Origin of the sequence: Pseudomonas sp. BF-B-30 (assembly GCF_019956305.1) — a bacterium.
Lineage (GTDB): Bacteria > Pseudomonadota > Gammaproteobacteria > Pseudomonadales > Pseudomonadaceae > Aquipseudomonas > Aquipseudomonas jessenii.
Genome location: NZ_JAHBDG010000044.1, coordinates 59671 through 76441 on the forward strand (window position 1 = coordinate 59671; position 16771 = coordinate 76441).

Below are 16771 nucleotides of genomic sequence, written 5' to 3' on the forward strand. Positions count from 1 at the left end.
AGGTTCGAGAAGGCCTTGAGTTGCTGCAAAGAGGGAAGTTCAAGGCGGGATTACGGGGGTGAACCCGTCTTGAAATTGTAAAAGCCCCGCCCGGTGCAATACCGGGCGGGGCTTTTTTGTCTCGGTTACGCGAGCGCTATTACAACAGCGGGATCGAGTAGCTGACGATCAGGCGGTTTTCGTCCTGCGAACGCGTGTTCGGCAGGTCGGTGCGCCAGGTCGCGTTTTTCCACGCCAGGCCCAGGTTTTTCAGCGGACCTTCCTGAACGACGTAAGCCACGCTCAGATCGCGCTCCCACTCGGAAGCACCATTGGCCGCCTCGCCGCCCTTGGCGTTAACGGTATCGATGTTGTCGCCGTGCAGGTAAACCAGACCCGCCGTCAGGCCAGGTACGCCGACCTTGGCGAAGTCATAGGAGTAGCGTGCTTGCCAGGTACGCTCGCCGGCACGGCCGAACTTCTGGATTTGCGCATCGGTGATGGTGTAGTTCGACGAACCGTCGCCCTGGTTCAGCCAAGGGAAATCGCTGCTGCCGTTGCTGACCTGATAACCGCCACCGAAGGTGTGACCGGCAACGGTGTACAGGAACAGGCCGCTGTACAGGTTGTTGTCGACCTTGCCTTTACCGTTTGGCGCGTTGTAGTTGCCAGTGGTGAAGTACAGCGGGTCGTGACCGTTGGCACCATCATCAGAGCTGTTGAAATAACGGAAATCCGACTTCAACACGCCAGGGCCGATTGCCCAGTTGTGCACCAGACCCAGGAAGTGTTGCTTGTAGAACTCTTCCAGGTTGCCGTAGTAGTACTGGGCCGTCAGGTCCTTGGTGATCTTGTAGTCGCCACCGGCATAGATGAACTTGTTGCTGTCGCGGAATTTGGTGCCGCGAGTGTTCGCGCCGGAAATCGACATCTGCTCATTGTTGCTGGAGTTACGGCCTTTAACGGCTTCGATCTGGCCACCAACCAGGGTCAGATCCTTGATGTCGCCGGACGTGATCTGGCCACCCTGCCAGGTTTGCGGCAGTAGACGACCATCGTTGGTCACGATCACCGGGTTTTTCGGTTGCAGGGTGCCCAGCTTCAATTCGGTCTGGGAAACCTTGGCTTTGGCCGTCAGGCCCAGGCTGGAGAAATCATCAACTGCCTCGCCGTTGGATTTGCTCGGGAAAACCGTGCCGCCGTAAGAGGTCGCCGTGGCGCCGTTGGTACCGCCGCCCGAATCCAGTTTCACGCCCAACAGGCCGATCGCATCGATGCCGAAGCCGACGGTGCCCTGGGTGTAACCGGAGATGAAACGCAGATCGAAGCCTTGGCCCCACTCTTCGTTTTTGTTGGCACCGGCTCCGTCACGGTAGTCGGTGTTGATGTAGAAGTTACGCAGCCCCAATGTTGCCTTGCTGTCTTCGATAAAACCTGCGGCGCTTGCCTGCTGGGTCAAAACCCCGACGGCCACAGCCATGGCCAAGGTGGACTTGTTCATGTTTCGCTCCTCTCGTTTCTAGTTCTGATGTTCCTGGTCCCGAATCGATTGCCCGGGATCCTGAATGCATAAATTCGCGGCAAACCGTCTAGGCCGGTCATTTGGCGGGCCGCAGGATACATGGCCTTAAAGCCAAAAAGAATTTTTTGATATTTTTTAATATCACTTAGGAATATGACTTCCCACGACAGAGCCGAGGTATCGGCGGCAAGGCCGATTCCTGCACCTGACCTATTGTCGAGGGACGAAATCGCCAAATCCGGGCTCAGGGATGAGTGCCGGACAGGCGCACTTTAAGCGGGATATCTAAAAACCAAAAAGAATAATAAATAATCAGTAAAGATCTTTATGGAATATTAAAAAACAGACAAAAAAAACCTCGCCAGCAGGCGAGGCTTTTTTACAAGGCTTGTTACAGGAAGCTGTAGGTGTAGTTGAAGATCAGACGAGTCTGGTCAACATCAGGGTTGTTGGAGACTTCACTGCCACGGTAGACACCATTACGCAGCGTTACGCCGAAGCCTTTGAGAGCGCCCTGCTGGATGGTGTAGTCGATCCGCATGTCGCGTTCCCACTCGGAGCCATCAGGGCCGCTGCCGTTGGTAGCCTTGATGTTGTCGCCATGCAGGTAGGCGATCGAAGTTTTCAGGCCCGGCACGCCCAGTCCGGCGAAGTCATACGAGTACTGACCGAAGGTGGTGTTTTCACCGGCACGAACAAATCCGTTGATCATGGAGTCGGTGAACAGGTAGAAGCTGGCGCCGCCGTTGCCTTCCGGACGGCCATTGCCATCAACCACGTTGCCCTGGTTCAGGTAGACAAAACCGCCGTCATCGCTGACGCGCTGATGACCGAGCAGGAAGGCGTTGCCACCCAGGGTGTAGGTGAACATGGCGCTCCAGGTCTTGTTATCGACCTCGCCCGGGGTCTTGGCGAAACCGTTGTTATTGTTGAAACGGAAACCCGGATCACCGTTCTTGCCGTCGGAGCTGCTGTCGAAGTAGCGAATATCAGTCTTGAAGGACTGTTTGGCGTCGATCGGAAACACGTGGATCAAGCCCAGGAAGTCCTGCTTGTAGTAGTCCTTCAGATTCGAGTGGTAGTACTGCAGGGTCAGGTCCTTGGTGACCTTCCAGTCAGCACCACCGTAGTAGAACTTGTTGCTGTCCTCTGTGCCGCCAGCCACGGCCAGGCCGGTGGAGTTCGAAGAGGCGCGACCCGCCGAATGCTCCAACTGACCTGCGTTGAAGGTCACGTTGTCGATTTCTTTCGAAGTGATGGTGCCACCGTCAAAGGTCTGTGGCAGCAGACGGCTGTCGTTCGCGACCAGGATCGGTAAGTTGGGTGCCAGGGCGCCACCCAGGTGGGCTTCGGTCTTCGAGAAGCGCGCCTTGACGTTAGCGGCTGCACGGCTCCATTCGGACACGGCCGAACCATCGCTGTCGCTTGGGAAGAAGGTGTTGTTGTCCGGGTGGTGACCCTTGCCGCCGTCCAGGTGGATACCCAGCAGTGCCTGGGCGTCGATACCGAAACCGACAGTGCCTTGGGTGAAACCGGACAGATAATCGAATTTCAGGCCTTCTGCGGACTCTTTCTGATCCGCACCGCCTTCACGGTTATCGTTGTTGTAATACATGGTCCGGGAACTGATGGACGCCTTGCTGTCTTCCAGGAAACCTGCGGCGCCTGCCTGCTGCGCCAAAACCCCTACGGCCACGGCCAAAGCCAAGGTGGACTTGTTCATTGTGTAGCTCCTCTCGATTCTAGTTCTTGTATTCCTGGTCTCGAGTCGTCGCCCGAAATCCTAAGATGCGCGATTAGCGCCAGACCGTGACCCACAAGTCAATCGTAACCATGTGTGTCTACGACCTTTGTCTAACCCCCGATTTTTTGGTCCCTGCCGGGTCATGAATTTGTCATGAACCTGAAAAGAATTACCCGATTCTTTTCTAATACCGTTTAGGAATTTAGCGCTCAATTTCCAGCCCCCCCAGAACAAAGGGTTCGGCTCATAAGCTAATTCCTAAACGGTATTTATTTTTGCTTTTTTAGATCGATTAGTTTCTGACGCAATCCGGAAACAAATCCTTACCGAAAGGCAGCCCCATGACGACCAAGCGCGCACTATCCAGACCAATTGTTACAGTTTGTGTATCTCTCGCATTTTCTTTCACCGCCCAGGCGGCGAACCTCACCGTCGGCTATCAAACCGGAATCGACCCCAGCAAAGTCCCCCAGGCCGATGGCCTTTATGAAAAAACCATCGGCCAGCCCATCGACTGGCGACGCTTCAACAGCGGCCCGGAAGTGGTCACGGCGATTGCCTCCGGCGATGTACAAATCGGCAATCTCGGCTCCAGTCCGCTGGCCGCTGCCGCTTCGCGCAACCTGCCGATTGTCGCGTTCATTGTCTCGGCGCAGATCAATGCCGCCGAAGCGCTGGTGGTGCGCAATGGCAGCGGCATCGAAAAACCACAAGATCTGATCGGAAAGACCATCGCCACGCCTTTCGTTTCAACCTCCCACTACAGCCTGCTTGGTGCGCTGAAGCACTGGGGCCTGGACAGTTCGAAAGTCAAAGTGGTGAACCTGCAGCCGGCGGAAATCGCGGCAGCCTGGAAGCGGGGAGATATTGATGGCGCGTTTGTCTGGTCGCCCGCCCTGGGGGAAATCCGCAAGAGTGGCAAGACCCTGACCGACGCTGCACAGGTAGGCCAATGGGGAGCACCCACCTTCGAGGTCTGGGTGGCACGCAAGGATTACGCCGAGAAGCACCCGGAGGTGGTGGCCAGATTCGCCAAGGTCACACTCGACGCCTTTGCTGATTACGCGGCGCATAAAGCCAGCTGGACTGCCGACTCGGCACCGGTGCAGAAAATCGCCAAACTGACCGGTGCCAATGCCGCCGATGTGCCGGAGTTACTGGCCGGTTCCGCATTCCCGGATGCCAAGGCGCAACAGAGCACCGCGCTGCTGGACGGCGGCACGGCCAGGGCCATTGGCGAGACGGCGAAATTCTTGAAGGAACAAGGGAAGGTGGAGACGGTGCTGCCGGATTACTCGCCGTATGTCAGCGCGAAGTTTGTCGCCGAGTAACACCACCGACCTCTGTAGGAGCGAGCCTGCTCGCGAAAAACCCAAGGACGCCACTGGGCATCTGGTTTACGCGTTATCGTTCACGATTTTCGCGAGCGAGCTCGCTCCTACAGGGACCGTATCCTGATCAAAGGGCTTTTTCGAAGATCTTCGAATTACGCTGATAGTTGTACAGCGACGCCCGCGCCGACGGCAGACGGTCAACGCTGCTCGGCACAAAACCACGCTCGCGGAACCAGTGAGCGGTGCGGGTAGTAAGGACGAATAATGTCTTCAAACCCTGAGCCCGGGCGCGGGTCTCGATGCGCTCCAGCAATTCATCACCGCGACCGCCATGGCGATATTCCGGATTCACCGCCAGGCACGCCAGTTCACCGGCATCCGAATCGGCAATCTGATACAGCGCCGCGCAGGCGATGATCATGCCTTCGCGCTCGACCACACTGAACTGTTCGATCTCGCGCTCCAGCACCTCGCGGGAACGGCGCACCAGGATGCCCTGCTCTTCCAGCGGGCTGATCAAATCCAGCAAACCACCGACGTCTTCAATGGCCGCTTCGCGTACGACTTCGAACTGCTCCTGGGCCACCAGCGTACCGCCACCGTCGCGGGTGAACAGCTCGGTCAGCAGTGCACCGTCTTCGGCATAACTGACGATATGGCTGCGGGCCACGCCGCCACGGCAAGCTTCGGCCGCTGCATCGAGCAATTCTGCCTGGTAGTTACTGCCCAGCCGTTGCAGATGCGCCGGCACTTGCTGCGGACGCAGTTCGCGCACCAGACGCCCGTGTTCGTCGATCAGGCCCAGGTCGGCGCCGAACAGCAACAGCTTGTCCGCGCCCAGGTCGATGGCCGCGCGGGTGGCGACGTCTTCGCAGGCCAGGTTGAAAATCTCCCCGGTCGGCGAATAGCCCAGCGGCGACAACAGCACGATGGAGCGCTCGTCCAGCAGACGGTTGATGCCCTTGCGGTCGACCCGGCGCACTTCGCCGGTGTGGTGATAGTCGACGCCTTCAAGCACGCCGATCGGCCGTGCCGTCACCAGGTTGCCGCTGGCCACCCGCAGGCGCGAACCCTGCATCGGCGACGAAGCCATGTCCATCGACAGGCGAGCCTCAATGGCAATGCGCAACTGGCCAACCGCGTCGATCACGCACTCCAGGGTCGCGGCATCGGTGATGCGCATGCCGTGGTGGTAATGCGGGGTCAGGCCACGGGCGGCGAGGCGCGCTTCGATTTGCGGGCGGGAACCGTGAACCAGCACCAGACGCACGCCCAGGCTGTGCAACAGCACCAGGTCATGGACGATATTGCCGAAATTCGGGTGTTCAACGCCGTCGCCGGGCAGCATGACGACAAAGGTGCAATCGCGGTGGGCGTTGATGTAAGGCGAAGCGTGACGAAGCCAATTGACGTATTCGGGCATGAACCTGGGCCTGTAATAAATAGCAGCCGAAAAAAGGGCGAAACTGAAAACGCACAGCGGGCTGATGGTTATCGTCGGAACAGGCTTGGCGACACGCGCGCTCTCCTCATGAATACGGGTTTGGGTACCGGCAATTTATACGGCTTGTCAGGTAAATCACAGACCCCTGTGGGAGCGGGCTTGCTCGCGAAAGCGGAGTGTCAGTCGACGCTGGGCGCCTGAGACACCGCCTTCGCGAGCAAGCCCGCTCCCACAGGGTCAAGCCACCGGTGTCAGGCAATAGTGTTCGATCAGTTGCCTTAATAGATGCACCGTAGGCTGCAAACGTGACATTTCGAGGTATTCCCCCGGCTGGTGGGCGCAGGCGATATCACCCGGGCCAAGCACCAGCGTTTCACAGCCAAGACGCTGAAGATAAGGTGCTTCGGTGCCGAACGCCACTGCTTCGGCGCTGTGGCCGGTGAGCTTTTCGGCAATGCGCACCAACTCTGCGTCCTCGGCCTGCTCGAACGGCGGCACTTCGGGGAACAACGGCGCGTAATCGATCTTGACCTGATGCCGCTCGGCAACCGGCTTGAGCTTCTGCAGGATCTCGGCGCGCAGGACCTTGGGGTCCATGCCGGGCAGCGGCCGCAAATCGAATTCCAGCGAACACTGGCCGCAGATGCGGTTGGGGTTGTCGCCGCCATGGATACAGCCGAAATTCATCGTTGGCGTCGGCACGCCAAACTGTGGATTGCGGAATTCGCGTTGCCATAACAAACGCAAGCCACGCAGTTCACCGATGGCATCGTGCATGGCTTCCAGGGCGCTGTGGCCCAGGCGCGGGTCGGAGGAATGACCGCTCTGACCAAGGATGTCGATGCGCTCCATCATGATGCCCTTGTGCATGCGGATCGGCTTGAGCCCTGTCGGCTCGCCGATCACCGCCGCCCGCCCCAGCGGTCGCCCCGCTTCGGCCAGCGCGCGGGCACCGGACATCGAACTTTCTTCATCGCAAGTGGCGAGAATCAGCAACGGCTGTTTGAACGGCTGATCGAGCAGCGGTATGACCGCCTCGATGGCCAGGGCGAAAAAGCCCTTCATGTCGCAACTGCCCAGGCCGACCCAACGACCGTCGACTTCAGTGAGCTTCAGCGGATCGGTTTGCCACAGCGCACCGTCGAACGGCACGGTGTCGCTGTGCCCGGCCAGGACCAGGCCGCCGGGGCCGGAGCCGAAACTGGCCAGCAGGTTGAACTTGCCGGGGCTGACTTGCTGGATATCGCAAGTAAAACCCAGCTCACCGAGCCACGTCGCCAGCAGATCGATGACCGGGCGGTTGGTTTGATCGAGACTGGGTTGGGTGCAACTGACGGACGGTGCAGCGATCAACGCAGCGAATTGTTCTTTCATCGACGGCAATGGCATCGCTGACTCCCGGCACCTGAATTGAAGTCCATCATAGAACCAACCGATGACAGGAATAAACCGTCTCGGCGCGTACTAACCTTGAGTCCTGTACACTGCACGACCTTGGCAGCCACACATTCCCCCGGCTGCGCTCCCGATCCTGGATTTTCCGGCCATGCAGAAAGAAACCGAAATCAAACTCCGCGTCAGCCGCGAAACCCTCGCCGCACTGCGCGAGCACCCGTTACTGAAAAAACGCAACAAAAGTGGCTGGGAACGCCGTGAGTTGATGAATCAGTACTTCGACACGCCCGAGCGTGACCTGGCCCAGGCAAAAGTCGCCCTGCGCCTGCGCAAGGATGGCGAAGAAGTGATTCAGACCCTCAAGACCCGCGGCCAGAGCGTCGCCGGCCTGTCCGTTCGTAACGAATACGACTGGAACCTGCCCAAGGCCAAGCTCGACTTGAAGAAACTCGACGGCGAATGCTGGCCCGAGGAACTGGCCGAGCTGGACAAGAAGACCCTGAAGCCGATCTTCACCACCGATTTCGTCCGTGAACGCGCGGAAATCGCCTGGGGTCGCGGCAAGACCAAAGTGGTCATCGAAGCCGCGCTGGACCTGGGTCACGTCGTGGTCGGCAAGCAGAAAGAAGAAATCTGCGAGCTGGAACTGGAACTGCGCGAAGGCGAACCGGCAGCCCTGCTGGAACTGGCCGCCGAGCTGGCCGAGAAACTGGCCCTGATGCCATGCGATATCAGCAAGGCCGAGCGCGGTTATCGCCTGTACGACGCCCACAGCTATTCGTTGAGCCTGCCGGCACCGCAGATCACCGCTGAAACGCCGCTGGACGACGCGTTCGCCGCGCTGAGCTGGCATTTGCTGGGCAGCAGCCAGCGTCTGGCCGAGCAGTATCGCTTCAACGGTCACTGGCGCCTGTTGCAGGACTGGGTCGAGTGCCTCGCGGAAATGCGCGCGCTGATCAGCAGCCTGGGCCAGGCCGCTCCGCGTCAGTCGACCCACGATCTGCGTATCGCCCTCGATGCCTTGCTGGAAGACTGGCGTCCGCTGGTACAAGCCGGCCTGGACGATGAAGACGTGCGCAAAGCCGCGCCCGAGCAGTTCCTCGAAGAACTCGAAGACCCGCGCTGGGGCCTGTTCTCCCTGACCACCTCGCGCTGGCTGCTGGCCCGCACCTGGGCCGCCGACCGCAACACCCGTGGCAATCGCCAGGGCGCTGCGCAACTGGGCAGCTGGTTGCCGCGCCTGCTGGGCGAAGAAGCCACTTCGTTGCAACTGCAACGTTACCAGCAACAACCGGAAGACCTGGCCGAGCAACTGCCGCGCATCGAACGCATCCAGGTCTGGCTGCACCATGCGCGCAACGTGCTGGAGATCCCGGAAATGGATCGCCTGTACGGCGAGTTGAACAAGCTGGCGCAACTGGCCAACGAGTCGATCACCGACGAAGTCCTGGATGCACGTAAGCAGCAGGCGATTGCGGTGTATCAGAACCGCGCCTGGAAAATGTTGCTGCGCCTGTAATACCGCCATCGCGAGCAAGCTCGCTCCCACAGGATTTATGCGGTCCTTGTGGGAGCGAGCTTGCTCGCGATGAGGCCGGCACAGTCACCGCAAAATTTCAGACCGGCAAACTGGTGGTCGACTTGATCTCCGACAACGCCACGATCGAATTGACCTCCTGAATCCCCGGCACCATCGACAGCTTCTCGAAGAAGAAGCGCTCGTACGCTTCGATGTCCGCCGTGACAATCCGCAGCAAGAAATCCACCGCCCCCATCAGCACGTAACACTCCAGCACCTCCGGAAAGCCGCGAATCGCCTCGGTGAATTCGGTGAAGTTCGAACGCCCGTGGGCATTGAGTTTCACCTCCGCGAAGATCTGCGTGTTCAGGCCGATTTTCTTGCGGTCGAGCAAGGTCACCTGGCCGCGAATGATGCCCTCCTCTTTCATCCGCTGAATCCGCCGCCAGCACGGCGATTGCGAGAGCCCCACCTGCTCGGCGATCTGTGCGCTGGAAAGCGAAGCGTCCTCTTGCAGCAAGGCGAGGATCTTGCGGTCGTAGCTGTCCAGTTCGCTATGCATAAAAAAACCCTTAACCGCGTAATAAATGAATTGAATTATTCTTCATTCCTGCAATACAGCCAATCATAGAGAAGAAATACCCGGCACAGGATGTAAACATTTCTCCAATGATTCTGGAGCCTGACCATGCCGTATCTCGAAGCCGTGAACACCCCACCTGCCCGCGCCGATGTCTGGAACGTCGGCAACGCCCATTGCCGGGTTCGCTATCAAATGACGGCCGAGGCTGAACCGGACCTGCTGTGTCGCGCCCTCAATCTGTTCGCCCTGCAATTGCTCACGCCGGAGCAGGTCAGCGCGCAGCGCCAGGACGACTGGCTGACCATCGAAGTTGTCATCGACGGTTTGAGCTGGCACCGCGCGCAAGTGATTGCGGAAAAACTTCGCAACCTGATCAGCGTCTGCTCGGTGGAGCTGCAAGAAGCTGATGCCCCATGGACCGAAGCGGTTCAAGCGGCGGGCTGAAAAACTCCGAAACGGCTTTGTCGGGTAGTGGCCCAGCGGTCAGCCGGGCCACGGCTATCCTTTGCGCACTGTCGTTCAAAAGGAGCCCGCATGTCCGTACAAATCGCCCTTCAGGACCGCTGGCTGGATCTCAATGATCTACTGCGCGAACTCGTCGCCCAGGGCTTTATCAGCCAGGATTCGGCCGAACACGCACTCAATGCCCGCCGCCGCAACGCCTCCCTTGGGCAGATGCATCCGCTGGAGTTCATTGCCAGCCAACAGCTGGACGATCTCAGCCGCCCCGGCAAACCGCTGGACCTCGAGAGCCTGACCCTGTGGCTGTCCCGGCAGGCCGGCCAGCCTTACCTGCGCATCGACCCACTGAAAATCAATGTCGCGGCCGTGACCCCGCTGATGTCCTATGCCTTCGCCCAGCGCCACAAGATCCTCGCGGTAGCCATCGACCGCGAGGCGGTAACCGTGGCCAGCGCCCAGCCTTATGTCAGCGGCTGGGAGGCTGACCTGACCCACGTGCTCAAATTGCCGATCAAGCGTGTGGTGGCCAACCCCGTGGACATCCAGCGCTTGAGCGTCGAATTCTTCCGCCTGGCCAAGTCGGTCACCGGGGCGAACAGCGCCGACCCGCAAGTCAGTACCCTCGGCAATTTCGAACAGCTGCTCAACCTCGGCGCCAGCGACCAGGAGCCGGACGCCAACGACGCACACATCGTCAATATCGTCGACTGGCTGTTCCAGTACGCGTTCCAGCAACGCGCCAGCGACATCCATATCGAGCCCCGGCGCGAGCAAGGCACGGTGCGCTTTCGCATCGACGGCGTGCTGCACAACGTCTATCAATTCCCGCCCCAGGTCACCATGGCCATCGTCAGTCGCCTGAAAACCCTGGGGCGCATGAACGTCGCGGAGAAACGCAAACCCCAGGACGGCCGGGTGAAAACCAAGACTCCGGATGGCGGTGAAGTCGAATTGCGCTTGTCGACACTGCCCACGGCCTTCGGCGAAAAAATGGTCATGCGGATCTTCGATCCGGAAGTATTGCTCAAGGACTTCGACCAGCTTGGTTTCTCCGCCGACGACCTGCGCCGCTGGCAAGACATGACCCGCCAGCCCCACGGCATCATCCTCGTCACCGGGCCGACGGGCTCGGGCAAGACCACCACCCTCTACACCACCCTGAAAAAACTGGCGACGCCGGAGGTCAACCTCTGCACCATCGAAGACCCGATTGAAATGGTCGAGCCGGCGTTCAACCAGATGCAGGTCCAGCACAACATCGACCTGACCTTCGCCGCCGGCGTGCGCGCGTTGATGCGGCAAGACCCGGACATCATCATGATCGGCGAGATCCGCGACCTCGAAACCGCGGAAATGGCGATCCAGGCGGCGCTCACCGGGCACCTGGTGCTGTCGACCCTGCACACCAACGACGCGCCCAGCGCCATCAGCCGTCTTCTGGAGCTCGGCGTGCCGCATTACCTGATCAAGGCCACAGTGCTTGGCGTCATGGCCCAGCGACTGGTACGAACCCTGTGCCCGCACTGCAAGGCGCCGCTGACGCTGGGCGAAGACGACTGGCAAACCCTGACCCGTCCCTGGCAAGCACCGTTGCCGGCCAATGCCCAGCGTGCCATCGGTTGCGTGGAATGCCGCGACACCGGTTATCGCGGTCGCGCCGGGGTCTACGAAATCATGCAACTGAGCGATGGCATCAAGGCGTTGATCAGTCCCGACACCGATCTGCTGGCCGTGCGGCGCCAGGCATTCAAGGAGGGCATGCGCAGCCTGCGGTTGTCAGGAGCGCAAAAGGTCGCCGCCGGGCTGACGACTATCGAGGAGATTCTGCGCGTGACTCCCCAGAGCGAGCAGAACTGAGCCTGGCTGTACTGATCCGGCATCGGCACAGCTACACTTCAGCCATTGCAACTCCACAGATCCACACATCAACAAGGAATCGTTATGCAGATCGGTAGTGTGCTTTTGCTTTTTGTCGGCCTGGTGGTCGCCATTCTGTTCATGGGTTTCAAGGTCGTGCCCCAAGGCTTTGAATGGACCGTCGAGCGTTTCGGTCGCTACACCAACACGCTCAAGCCGGGGCTGAACGTCATCATTCCGGTCATGGACCGCATCGGCCGCAAGATGAATGTGATGGAAAGCGTGCTGGATATTCCGCCACAGGAAGTCATTACCGCCGACAACGCCACGGTGCAAATCGACGCCGTGTGCTTCTTCCAGGTGGTCAACACCGCCCAGGCGGCCTACGAGGTCAACAACCTCGAACACGCCATCCGCAATCTGCTGCAAACCAACATCCGCACCGTGCTCGGCTCGATGGAGCTCGACGCCATGCTCAGCCAGCGTGACGGGATCAACGAAAAACTGCTGCGCACCGTCGACGAAGCGACCGCGCCTTGGGGCATCAAGATCACCCGGATCGAGATCAAGGACATCAGCCCGCCCGCCGACCTGATGGCGGCGATGTCGGGGCAGATGAAAGCCGAGCGAATCAAGCGTGCGCAGATCCTCGAGGCCGAGGGCCTGCGCGCCGCAGCGATCCTGACCGCCGAAGGCAAGAAGCAGGCGCAGATCCTCGAAGCCGAAGGCAGTCGCCAGGCCGCATTCCTGGAAGCCGAAGCCCGCGAGCGGCAAGCCGCGGCAGAAGCCCAGGCCACTAAAGTCGTGTCCGAAGCCATCGCCAGCGGCAACGTGCAGGCGGTGAACTACTTCGTGGCGCAGAAGTACATCGATGCGCTGGGCAAGTTGTCCTCGGCCAACAACAGCAAGGTGATCCTGATGCCGCTGGAAGCCAGTTCGATGATCGGCGCGGTGGGCGGCATTGGCGAAATCGTCAAGGCCACTTTCGATAACAAGAAAGCCTGAGGCACGCCATGTGGGCATTTTTGCAGCACCTTTCATTCTGGGACTGGTTGGCGCTGGGCACGGTGCTGTTGATTCTCGAAGTGTTCGGCGCCGGCGGTTATCTGCTGTGGATCGGCATGGCCGCGGCATCCGTGGGCGTCTTGACCTTCCTTCTGCCGGACCTGTCCTGGGAATGGCAGTTTCTGTTGTTCGGCCTGCTGTCGATCACCACCGCGTTGTACTGGTGGCGGCGTCAGCGCACGGCAATGCGTCCGAGTGATCAGCCGCACCTGAATCTGCGCGGCCAGGAACTCATCGGCAAAACCTTCGTGGTGCATGAAGCGATTGTCGACGGTCGCGGCAAGATCAAGGTGGCTGACGGTGTATGGATGGCCCGCGGGCCGGACACAGCCACTGGCAACCGCGTGCGGGTGGTCGGCCAGCAAGGCGCCATCCTGCTGGTCGAAGCGGCGGATTAAGCGACCACGGAACTCGATTGGGGGTTGGCAATCCAACCGCGTACTCAACCCAGTGGAGTCACCTTGTCATGCGTTTCAAACTTGCTGTCGCTACCGTCGCGCTGTTGTCCCTGCCTGTCGGTTCGGCGATGGCCGATACTTTTTGGCGTAACGTTCTTACGTCCGGTGCAACCACCGGTTCGAGCTATCTGACATCCAAGGATAACAAGCTGGTCGTCGCGGCCCAGGACGATGCCAGCAGCTTCGTCGCCAGTGACGGCGGTATCCGCGGTCCGTACCTGGAAGCGGCCATGCAGAAGGTCCGCGCCGAAAACCCGGGCCTGCAAGCCACGGACATGGAACTGGCGAACGCGATCCTGGCGAAGAATGCCGTGGCTTCGGAATAAGCGTTGCGAACAAAAAATGCCGCTCAATTGAGCGGCATTTTTTTACCTGGCGAACGCAAATCTCATGTTCACCGAGCCCCCCTGTGGGAGCGAGCTTGCTCGCGATAGCGGTGGATCAGTAAAAACTTCATTGACTGTCACACCGCAATCGCGAGCAAGCTCGCTCCCACAGGGGTTATGTACAACCTGGGAAGTCAGCGGTAATCATCCACCGGCACACACGCACAAAACAGGTTCCGGTCCCCATACACATTGTCCACCCGGTTCACCACCGGCCAATATTTGTGAGCCTTGGTGTGCGCGTCCGGCGTGACCGCTTGCACGATGCTGTACGGTCGTTCCCACACGCCGGTGATATCGGCCAACGTATGCGGCGCACCTTTCAACGGATTTTCTTCAGCCGGCCAATTACCGTTCTGCACCTCATTGATTTCCGCGCGGATGCTCAGCATCGCCCCGATGAACCGGTCCAGCTCCGCCTTCGATTCACTTTCGGTCGGTTCGACCATCAGCGTCCCCGGCACGGGAAACGACATGGTCGGGGCATGGAAGCCGTAATCCATCAGACGCTTGGCCACGTCCTCCTCGGTAATGCCGGTCAACGCCTTGAGCGGTCGCAGGTCGAGGATGCATTCGTGGGCCACCCGCTCGTTGCGCCCGGTGTAGAGCACCGGGAAAGCACCGGACAAATGCAGCGCCAGGTAATTCGCGGCCAGGATCGCCACTTCGCTGGCGTCCGCCAGTTGCGGCCCCATCATGGCGATGTACATCCAGCTGATCGGCAGAATGCTTGCGCTGCCCCAAGGCGCTGCGCTGACGGCGCCATTTTGCGGGTGCGGCCCGTCGATTGGTACCACCGGATGGTTGGCCACGAACGGCGCCAGATGTGCCCGAACACCAATCGGCCCCATGCCCGGCCCACCGCCACCATGGGGAATGCAGAAGGTCTTGTGCAGGTTCATGTGCGAGACATCGGCACCAATATCGGCCGGCCGCGCCAACCCCACCTGAGCGTTGAGGTTGGCGCCATCCATGTACACCTGCCCCCCGTGCTGGTGGATCACCTCACAGATTTCGCTGATGCCTTCCTCATACACCCCATGGGTCGAAGGATAGGTCGCCATCAGGCAGGCGAGTTTTTCGGCGGCCTGCGCGGCTTTTTCCTTGAGGTCATCCAGGTCGACGTTGCCCGCCTCGTCGCACTCGACGATCACCACGCGCATCCCGGCCATTTGCGCCGACGCGGGATTGGTGCCGTGAGCCGACGAAGGAATCAGGCAGATATCACGGCCGCCCTGTTGCCGGCTCTCATGGTATTTGCGGATCGCCAGCAGCCCGGCGTATTCGCCCTGGGCGCCGGAGTTGGGTTGCATGCAGATCGCATCGAAACCGGTGATCGCGCACAACCAGCGCTCCAGTTCTTCGATCATCAGCCCATAACCGGCGGCCTGTTCCTTGGGCACGAACGGGTGCAGGTTGGCGAACTGCGGCCAGGTAATCGGGATCATCTCGCTGGTGGCGTTGAGCTTCATGGTGCAGGAGCCCAACGGGATCATCGATTGATTAAGCGCCAGGTCCTTGTTTTCCAGCTGCTTGAGGTAGCGCAGCATCTCGGTTTCGCTGTGATGGGCGCTGAACACGGGGTGACGCAGATAAGGTGAAGTTCGCGCCAGCCCTTGGGGAATTCCGCCAGGCAAGACTTCGGCATCCAGGTCGTCGATGCTGAGCCCGTGATCGGCCCCCAGGAACACGTCGAACAGCTTCGCCACGGTGCCTTCGTCGCAGGTCTCGTCGAGACTCAAGCCCAGTTGGCCGCGCCCGAGAATGCGCAGGTTGATCTGCGCAGCCCGGGCACTTTCGATGATCGCGGTCTGGGTCCCGCCGACTTCCAGCGTCAAGGTGTCGAAGAAGTGCCGGTTGACCCGGGTGATACCGTTGCGTTCAAGCCCGGCGGCAAGGATGCAGGTCAGCCGATGAACCCGCTGGGCAATTCGCTTGAGCCCTTCGGGGCCGTGGTAGACCGCATAGAAACTGGCGATATTGGCCAGCAGCACCTGGGCCGTGCAGATGTTGGAGTTGGCCTTCTCCCGGCGGATGTGTTGCTCGCGGGTTTGCAGGGCCATGCGCAGGGCGGTGTTGCCCCGCGCATCTTTCGAAACACCGATGATCCGCCCGGGAATCGCGCGCTTGTATTCATCGCGGCTGGCAAAAAATGCTGCATGAGGCCCGCCGTAGCCCATGGGCACGCCAAATCGCTGGGACGAGCCGAACACCACATCGGCACCCAGTTCACCCGGCGGAGTCAACAACAACAGGCTCAGCAAATCCGTGGCGACACAGGCCAGGGCCTGTTGCGCGTGCAGGTGATCAATCAGCGGTCGCAGGTCGTGGATTTCACCATGGGTGTCAGGGTATTGCAGCAGCGCGCCGAACACCTGGTGCCGCTTCAAGTTATCCACAGTGTCGACGATCAGATCGAAGCCGAAACCTTCAGCGCGGGTCTGCACCACGGAAATGGTTTGCGGGTGGCAGTTTTCGTCGACAAAGAACAGGTTGCTTTTGGACTTGGCGACCCGCTTGGCCAAGGCCATGGCCTCCGCCGCGGCGGTGGCTTCATCAAGCAGCGAGGCATTGGCCAGTTCCAGGCCGGTCAGGTCGATGGTCAGTTGCTGGAAGTTCAGCAGCGCTTCGAGTCGCCCTTGGGCGATCTCTGGCTGATAGGGGGTGTACGCGGTGTACCAGCCGGGATTTTCCAGCACATTACGCAGAATGACCGCCGGTGTGAGGGTGCCGTGATAGCCCATGCCGATCAGGCTGGTCCAGACCTGGTTCTGCTCGGCATAACCGCGCAGCTTGGCCAGCGCGGCCTCTTCATCGAGTGCCGGGGGCAGGTCCAGCGCCCGGTTGAGACGGATGCCCGGCGGCACCGTCTGCTCGATCAATTCGACCCGACTGCCCAGGCCGAGGCTGTCGAGCATCGCCTGTTGCTCGGCGGCATCGGGCCCGAGGTGGCGGCGTAGAAAGGCATTGGGGTCGCGTAACTGGCTCAGGGACGGCAATTGGGACATGACGGGCTCTCTCTT

At 60.1% G+C, this 16771-nt stretch carries 13 protein-coding genes; 7 read left to right on the plus strand and 6 right to left on the minus strand.

The genetic code is table 11. The features are described 5' to 3' along the window. Nucleotides 1–139: 139 nt before the first annotated feature. Entirely contained in the window at nucleotides 140–1480 is a 1341-nt protein-coding gene (locus KGB29_RS20995; protein ID WP_154860928.1) for an OprD family porin, read from the minus strand. Between the two features lie 412 nt (nucleotides 1481–1892). Further along, nucleotides 1893–3224, minus strand: coding sequence for an OprD family porin (locus KGB29_RS21000; protein ID WP_150813751.1), 1332 nt, complete (start codon nucleotides 3222–3224; stop codon nucleotides 1893–1895). Between the two features lie 362 nt (nucleotides 3225–3586). On the opposite strand from KGB29_RS21000, the gene tauA reads away from it, so the two are divergent. Further along, nucleotides 3587–4576: a taurine ABC transporter substrate-binding protein gene (gene tauA, locus KGB29_RS21005; protein WP_218543889.1), complete on the plus strand. Its 990-nt coding sequence runs from the start codon at nucleotides 3587–3589 to the stop codon at nucleotides 4574–4576. Between the two features lie 127 nt (nucleotides 4577–4703). Here the strand turns inward: tauA and argA are convergent, their stop codons facing one another. Both argA and argE read right to left on the minus strand, forming a co-directional pair. After that, complete coding sequence (gene argA, locus KGB29_RS21010) at nucleotides 4704–6002, minus strand: amino-acid N-acetyltransferase (protein ID WP_057712838.1); 1299 nt, start codon at nucleotides 6000–6002, stop codon at nucleotides 4704–4706. A 258-nt stretch (nucleotides 6003–6260) separates the two neighbouring features. Continuing rightward, the gene (gene argE, locus KGB29_RS21015; protein WP_150813748.1) at nucleotides 6261–7412 is read right to left on the minus strand and encodes an acetylornithine deacetylase; all 1152 of its coding nucleotides are present in this window, start codon (nucleotides 7410–7412) and stop codon (nucleotides 6261–6263) included. Nucleotides 7413–7569: 157 nt separating this feature from the next. On the opposite strand from argE, the gene KGB29_RS21020 reads away from it, so the two are divergent. Further along, complete coding sequence (locus KGB29_RS21020; RefSeq protein ID WP_090452052.1) at nucleotides 7570–8937, plus strand: inorganic triphosphatase; 1368 nt, start codon at nucleotides 7570–7572, stop codon at nucleotides 8935–8937. A gap of 97 nt (nucleotides 8938–9034) precedes the next feature. On the opposite strand, the gene KGB29_RS21025 is transcribed toward KGB29_RS21020, so the two are convergent. Further along, nucleotides 9035–9499 carry an Lrp/AsnC family transcriptional regulator gene (locus KGB29_RS21025; RefSeq protein WP_007978926.1) on the minus strand — a complete coding sequence of 155 codons (465 nt, stop codon included), beginning with the start codon at nucleotides 9497–9499 and terminating at the stop codon, nucleotides 9035–9037. Nucleotides 9500–9625: 126 nt separating this feature from the next. On the opposite strand from KGB29_RS21025, the gene KGB29_RS21030 reads away from it, so the two are divergent. The 5 genes from KGB29_RS21030 to KGB29_RS21050 all read left to right on the plus strand — a co-directional run bounded on the left by KGB29_RS21030 (nucleotide 9626) and on the right by KGB29_RS21050 (nucleotide 13688). Then, nucleotides 9626–9964 carry a hypothetical protein gene (locus KGB29_RS21030; protein ID WP_150813747.1) on the plus strand — a complete coding sequence of 113 codons (339 nt, stop codon included), beginning with the start codon at nucleotides 9626–9628 and terminating at the stop codon, nucleotides 9962–9964. 90 nt (nucleotides 9965–10054) lie between these two features. Next, nucleotides 10055–11839 carry a GspE/PulE family protein gene (locus KGB29_RS21035; protein ID WP_090452058.1) on the plus strand — a complete coding sequence of 595 codons (1785 nt, stop codon included), beginning with the start codon at nucleotides 10055–10057 and terminating at the stop codon, nucleotides 11837–11839. Nucleotides 11840–11923: 84 nt separating this feature from the next. Then, the gene (locus KGB29_RS21040; RefSeq protein ID WP_057712833.1) at nucleotides 11924–12844 is read left to right on the plus strand and encodes an SPFH domain-containing protein; all 921 of its coding nucleotides are present in this window, start codon (nucleotides 11924–11926) and stop codon (nucleotides 12842–12844) included. Nucleotides 12845–12852: 8 nt separating this feature from the next. After that, complete coding sequence (locus tag KGB29_RS21045) at nucleotides 12853–13302, plus strand: NfeD family protein (RefSeq protein ID WP_150813746.1); 450 nt, start codon at nucleotides 12853–12855, stop codon at nucleotides 13300–13302. 68 nt (nucleotides 13303–13370) lie between these two features. Continuing rightward, nucleotides 13371–13688: a DUF2388 domain-containing protein gene (locus KGB29_RS21050; protein ID WP_057712831.1), complete on the plus strand. Its 318-nt coding sequence runs from the start codon at nucleotides 13371–13373 to the stop codon at nucleotides 13686–13688. A 194-nt stretch (nucleotides 13689–13882) separates the two neighbouring features. Here KGB29_RS21050 and gcvP read toward each other — a convergent pair whose 3' ends face one another. Then, on the minus strand, nucleotides 13883–16756 hold the full coding sequence (gene gcvP / locus KGB29_RS21055) for an aminomethyl-transferring glycine dehydrogenase (protein WP_150813744.1): 2874 nt from the start codon (nucleotides 16754–16756) through the stop codon (nucleotides 13883–13885). Between the last annotated feature and the right edge of the window lie 15 nt (nucleotides 16757–16771).

Coding starts and splice junctions, on each gene's coding strand:
- argA (WP_057712838.1), bottom strand. CDS start 6,002: ATGCCCGAATACGTCAATTGGCTTCGTCACGCTTCGCCTTACATCAAC.
- KGB29_RS21045 (WP_150813746.1), top strand. CDS start 12,853: ATGTGGGCATTTTTGCAGCACCTTTCATTCTGGGACTGGTTGGCGCTG.
- KGB29_RS21025 (WP_007978926.1), bottom strand. CDS start 9,499: ATGCATAGCGAACTGGACAGCTACGACCGCAAGATCCTCGCCTTGCTG.
- argE (WP_150813748.1), bottom strand. CDS start 7,412: ATGCCATTGCCGTCGATGAAAGAACAATTCGCTGCGTTGATCGCTGCA.
- KGB29_RS21035 (WP_090452058.1), top strand. CDS start 10,055: ATGTCCGTACAAATCGCCCTTCAGGACCGCTGGCTGGATCTCAATGAT.
- KGB29_RS21050 (WP_057712831.1), top strand. CDS start 13,371: ATGCGTTTCAAACTTGCTGTCGCTACCGTCGCGCTGTTGTCCCTGCCT.
- KGB29_RS21030 (WP_150813747.1), top strand. CDS start 9,626: ATGCCGTATCTCGAAGCCGTGAACACCCCACCTGCCCGCGCCGATGTC.
- KGB29_RS21000 (WP_150813751.1), bottom strand. CDS start 3,224: ATGAACAAGTCCACCTTGGCTTTGGCCGTGGCCGTAGGGGTTTTGGCG.
- gcvP (WP_150813744.1), bottom strand. CDS start 16,756: ATGTCCCAATTGCCGTCCCTGAGCCAGTTACGCGACCCCAATGCCTTT.
- KGB29_RS21020 (WP_090452052.1), top strand. CDS start 7,570: ATGCAGAAAGAAACCGAAATCAAACTCCGCGTCAGCCGCGAAACCCTC.
- KGB29_RS20995 (WP_154860928.1), bottom strand. CDS start 1,480: ATGAACAAGTCCACCTTGGCCATGGCTGTGGCCGTCGGGGTTTTGACC.
- tauA (WP_218543889.1), top strand. CDS start 3,587: ATGACGACCAAGCGCGCACTATCCAGACCAATTGTTACAGTTTGTGTA.
- KGB29_RS21040 (WP_057712833.1), top strand. CDS start 11,924: ATGCAGATCGGTAGTGTGCTTTTGCTTTTTGTCGGCCTGGTGGTCGCC.